4 protein-coding genes are annotated in these 5,288 nt (G+C 45.2%); 1 reads left to right on the forward strand and 3 read right to left on the reverse strand.

What is annotated here, in order from left to right; genetic code table 11:
- The 3 genes from QVP90_RS03050 to QVP90_RS03060 form a co-directional block, all read right to left on the reverse strand.
- Positions 1-1,671, reverse strand: a 1,671-nt coding sequence (locus tag QVP90_RS03050) for an efflux RND transporter permease subunit (protein WP_288203875.1), incomplete at its 3' end; no start/stop codon positions are given.
- Between the two features lie 138 nt (positions 1,672-1,809).
- Positions 1,810-2,928: an efflux RND transporter periplasmic adaptor subunit gene (locus tag QVP90_RS03055; protein ID WP_021935614.1), complete on the reverse strand. Its 1,119-nt coding sequence runs from the start codon at positions 2,926-2,928 to the stop codon at positions 1,810-1,812.
- Positions 2,929-2,948: 20 nt separating this feature from the next.
- Positions 2,949-4,151 carry a multidrug effflux MFS transporter gene (locus QVP90_RS03060; protein WP_229034122.1) on the reverse strand — a complete coding sequence of 401 codons (1,203 nt, stop codon included), beginning with the start codon at positions 4,149-4,151 and terminating at the stop codon, positions 2,949-2,951.
- Positions 4,152-4,299: 148 nt separating this feature from the next.
- Between QVP90_RS03060 and QVP90_RS03065 the strand changes: the two genes are divergently transcribed.
- Entirely contained in the window at positions 4,300-5,148 is an 849-nt protein-coding gene (locus QVP90_RS03065; protein WP_005933225.1) for an AraC family transcriptional regulator, read from the forward strand.
- Positions 5,149-5,288: the final 140 nt, after the last annotated feature.

Consider the following 5,288-nt stretch of genomic DNA (forward strand, 5'->3'; position numbering starts at 1 on the left):
CATCAGGAATGCCAGCAGAATAATGGAACAAACCAGCAATGACCATGTCAGCCATCTGCGTTTGATAAAGAACAATACAATATTCTTATATTTCTCTACCACCACGTTAAAAGCAGCATTGAACGCCTTACGGAAACGGGCGGCAAAGTTATTCTTCTGTGTTCCGTCTTCATTAATATAAGGTTTGAGCAATAATGCACAAAGTGCCGGGCTCAATGTCAGGGCGTTCACAGCCGAGATACCTACGGCCACCGCCATTGTCAATCCGAACTGGGTATAGAAAGTTCCGGAAGTACCACTCATAAACGATACCGGAATAAATACCGCCATAAACACCAGTGAAGAGGTGATAACTGCATTGCTAATTCCCTTCATGGCATCGATACTGGCCATATAAGAAGATTTGTAGCCTACATCGAATCGCGCCTGCACGGCCTCGACGACGACAATGGCGTCATCCACCACCGTACCGATCACCAAAACAAGAGCAAACAAGGTTATCAGGTTGATACTGAAACCGGCCAATGCCATGAAAGCAAACGTACCGATAAGCGATACAACGATTCCTACCAACGGAATAAGTGTAGAACGGATATCCTGCAAGAACACATATACCACCAGAATAACCAAAATAATGGCCTCGATCAGTGTCTTAACCACTTCATGAATAGATGCATAAAGGAAGTCATTAGATGACATCAGCTGCGTCAGCTCTACCCCTTTCGGCAAATCCTTCCGTGCCTCTTCCAAAAATTTATCAATATTGTTGTTCACCTCCGTCGCATTGGAGCCGGCCGTCTGGAAAACCATACAGGACACACCATTGTGTCCGTCCGTGGTACCCTTGTAGGCATAACTTTCCTGTCCCAGTTCCACTTCGGCAATATCTTTCAGTTTCAGTACTTCACCATTGTCTGTAGAACGGATTACGATTTCACCGAATTCCTCCGGAGTAACCCTACGCCCTTTGAACTTCATGGTATACTGATAAGTCTCATCCGAATTCTCACCGAACGAACCGGTAGCCGATTCGATGTTCTGCTCGGCCAACACGGCAGTGACATCCGAAGGAATCAGTTTATACTGTGCCATCACATCCGGTTTCATCCAGATACGCAAACTATAGTCACCACCCATAATCATCATATCACCCACACCACTGATACGGAGAATCTCCGGTTTCAGGTTAATACTGATATAGTTGGCAAGAAATGCCTCATCGTAAGAGTCGTCCGGGCTATGCAGAGAGAACATCTGAAGAATACTCGTCTGACGCTTGCTGGTGGTAACACCCACCTGAGTCACTTCTGCCGGAAGCTGCCCGGTGGCCTTAGAAACACGGTTCTGCACATTCACCGCTGCCATGTCGGGATCAGTACCCTGTTTAAAATAGACCGTAATGGTAACCGATCCCGCATTCGTAGCAGAAGAGGTCATATAAGTCATGTCTTCCACACCGTTGATGGCCTCTTCCAACGGAGCAATCACACTTTTCTGCAAAGTCTCTGCACTGGCTCCGAAATAGCTGGTGGAGACCATAATAGTTGGCGGCGCAATATCCGGATATTGTTCTACGGGCAAGGAGAACAATCCGATGATGCCGACAACGACAATCGTTATGGAGATGACGGCGGATAGTACCGGCCGCTCAATAAAAGTTCTTAAATTCATATAATCGTTCTATCTAAATTATTATTTAGCACATTATCCAATTACCACATTATCCCATTGCCATCACATCGATTCATTATTAATTCTTTCACTCTTAATTCATTAATTGGCACATTGGCATATTGGCAAATCAGCGCATTATTTATTATTATTCTTTGCCTTGATCGGTGTCCCTTCACGGAGCAATCCCACTCCTTCGGTCACAATGACTTCACCGGCTGTAAGCCCCTCATCAACAATAAATTCTTTACCACCGTTCACACGGGTTACCTGTACAGGAGTTGACTGTGCTTTGCCGTCTACCACTTCATAGACATAAACTTTGTCCTGTATTTCGAATGTCGCTGCCTGCGGAATGACCACCGCACCGTTTTTCTGAACAGGGATAACCACATTACCTGCACCACCGCTATGCAATAATCCCTCCTTATTGGGGAATACGGCACGCAGACTCACAGTTCCTGTCGAACGGTCTATCACACCACTGATCGTTTCGATTTTCCCCTTTTGCGAATAAGCCGAATTGTCATTCAACATCAGATCGATTTCGGGCATCTGCTTCAACGCTTCCTCTTTGGAACCGTAACGCCGGATAAGATTGAGCAATTGATTTTCCGTCATAGAGAAATACACGTACATGTCGGAATTATCCGAAACGGTAGTCAAAGGTTCCGGAAGGCTGGCACTTACCAAAGCCCCTACCCGGTAAGGCAACGTGCCCACTACCCCGTTCGACGGGCTTTTCACAACTGTATATGACAAATTGTTACGGGCACTTACCTCCTGTGCTTTCATCTGCGCCAATTGGGCTTTAGCTGTCAGCAATGAATTATGCGCCGTACTAAGATCGAATTCCGAAACCACATTCTGGCGGAAAAGTTCCTGTTTGCTGTCATAAGTCAACTGTGCCGTAGCAAGTGAGGCCTCAGCAGCCTTCACATTGGCTTGGGCTGTCTGCAAAGCAGCTTCGTAAGCCACTTGGTCAATGATAAAAAGAGTCTGCCCCTGACGTACGTGTTCTCCTTCGGTGACACACACCTTCGTAAGAAAACCGGATACCTGCGGATAGATCTCAATATCTTGCCGTCCACGAATGGTGGCAGAATAAACACTTGTCAGCGTTCTGTCCGCCGGAGCGATGGTCATTACTTCGTATTCTGCCTCTACCTGAGCGGGAGGTGCCTGCTGGCAACTTGCCACTACCAAACAGCAAACGGCCAATGCCGTTTGCAACAATCTGTTTACCTGATTCTTCATGTTCTAACTATTAAAAAAAACTATTTATATGATGTGTTCTGAAAAAAAGTATGAGAAGTCGCCATTAATAAAAGCCCTACCAATCCGCACGTTGCACAACTGGCTATGACAATTACCCAACTTGTAGCAACTGAAACCTCGCCCAGTCCCACTAACGGAGCTACCAAACCGGCGAAAGTAAATTGAAAGAATCCCAACATCGCCGAAGCATTCCCCGAATTCTTTCTTTCCAATGCCAATGCCAGCGAGGTAGAGGTGGGCAGCACCATGCCCACACAAAAAAGCAATACCAAAAATCCTATTTCTATCGCAACCACGGACCAGCCGCCCATCAGGCAAACGGCCAATACAAGCGAAGCTATCAGCAGACAACAGGCTCCTATACCCAATGCCCGTTCTTCGCTTCCAAATCTCGGAACTATCAAATTTCCCGTCATAATCGCCAATCCGTTGAAAGCAAAACAAACGCTGTACATCACCGGGGTTAACCCGTATTCTGTCTGAAAAATAAACGGGGATGAGGAAATATATGCAAACAATACTCCCATTGCAAACGACTGTATCAGCATGTAGCACACAAAATGCTTATTACCCAACACCGAACGAAAATTTGCAAAAGTGGCCAGTACACTCCCTGTTTGCCTGCGTTCTTCGGGCAACGACTCGCGAAAACGGAAAGCAGCCGCCAAGATCGCCACACCAATTAAAAGAAGTACTGCAAAAATACCCCTCCAGTCTGTTATCCCTAACAATAATCCACCGGCAATAGGAGCTACAATCGGTGCCAACCCCTGCACAGCACTCAGCATGGCAAAAAAACGAGTGAATTCTTTTCCTTCATATAGATCGACAGCTATCGAACGGGAAATCACTACTCCTCCGGCAGCAGCAATACCCTGCAAAAGACGGAAACAGATAAATGTAATCACGTCCCGGCATAATAAGCAAATAAGCGTGGATACTACAAACACCGTCAAAGATAAAATCAACGGACGACGACGCCCGTACTTATCACTCAACGGACCGATAACCAGCTGCCCGGCAGCCAAACCGATCACGCCAAAAGTCAAACTGAGTTGTATCAGGGAAGTAGTCGTATCGAAATATTCCATCAATTCCGGAAAAGCCGGCAGATACAAATCGGTCATAAACGGGCCGAATGCCGACAGCAATGCTGCAAATACAAGGACAAACCTTCTTGAATTATATTTCCTATTCTCCATTTTTCTACTTTTTTTGATCGTGGCAAAGGTAACGGCTTTCTTCGGATGAAAACTTTTCATACTGTTTACAGTTTTGTTCATTTTTGGAACAAATTAGCGTAAATTCCCTAAAAAACTCTACTTTTGCAGGTGAAATAAAGAACTACTTATGGAATATAAAAACCCTCTCATCCTTTCAAGGGAACGCCCGTTCGTAGCCGGCACAAGCAATCTGGCAGTTTTTCACCGTCGGCTGTATAAACTCGACTGTATGATTATTATTTTCTGCCACAGTGGTTGGGGACAGGTACTTATCGATCTTGAACGACATGAAATAATACGAAATACCCAAATGATTCTTCTCCCCGGCACAGTCATCAGTCTTGCCGGACAAAGTAACGATTTTCGTGTTTCTTATTTCGCAGCCCACAGTGATATGTTTCGTGAAGCTTGTCTGCGTCTCGAACCCTCTTTTTTTCATTTTCTGAAAGAGAAACCTTGCTTCACACTGCCCGATGAATTTACAGCTAATATCAACCGGTTACTGGAAGCCACTATCTCCCTTTATGCCGATAAAGACCATAACTTCCGCTATCAGATAGCCCGCAATCACCTGCAAAGCTTTCTGCTCGATGTGTATGACAAAGTTCATCGTTTCTTTACCCGCGACGATATGGAAGGTCACAACCGCCAGGACGAACTTTTCAAAAAGTTCATCGCACTCATTCATGAAAACTGTCTCACGGAGCGTGAGGTATCTTTTTATGCCGATCGCCTCTGTATCTCCACCAAGTACCTCACCGGAATCTGCCGCAGTATTACCAATGGTGCCTCGGCCAAGCAGATCATCGATCAACATGTGATCCTTGAAATAAAAGTCTTACTGCAATCCACCGAATTAAGTATGCAGGAAATAGCCGATCGTCTGGGTTTTCCCGACCAATCCTATTTAGGACGTTATTTCAAACGGTATGAAGGAATGTCACCGGGAGATTACCGGAAAACAGCAGGTACATAACGACAAACCGGCCTGTTAATGAAGTCAGTATCGGAGAATCCAACAATCCGAAATAATGCATTGATAATCAATGCATATAAAAATATACCTTTTTTACAGAGTAAAGGTATACCTTAATTCCGCAACACTTTGATTTAACT

It is taken from the genome of Bacteroides sp. CAG:189 (genome assembly GCF_000432295.1).
Taxonomy (GTDB): Bacteria; Bacteroidota; Bacteroidia; order Bacteroidales; family Bacteroidaceae; genus Bacteroides; species Bacteroides salyersiae.

What these genes read in the sequence shown, in the direction of transcription:
- QVP90_RS03055 (WP_021935614.1), bottom strand. Translation starts at nt 2,928, where the DNA reads ATGAAGAATCAGGTAAACAGATTGTTGCAAACGGCATTGGCCGTTTGC.
- QVP90_RS03060 (WP_229034122.1), bottom strand. Translation starts at nt 4,151, where the DNA reads ATGGAGAATAGGAAATATAATTCAAGAAGGTTTGTCCTTGTATTTGCA.
- QVP90_RS03065 (WP_005933225.1), top strand. Translation starts at nt 4,300, where the DNA reads ATGGAATATAAAAACCCTCTCATCCTTTCAAGGGAACGCCCGTTCGTA.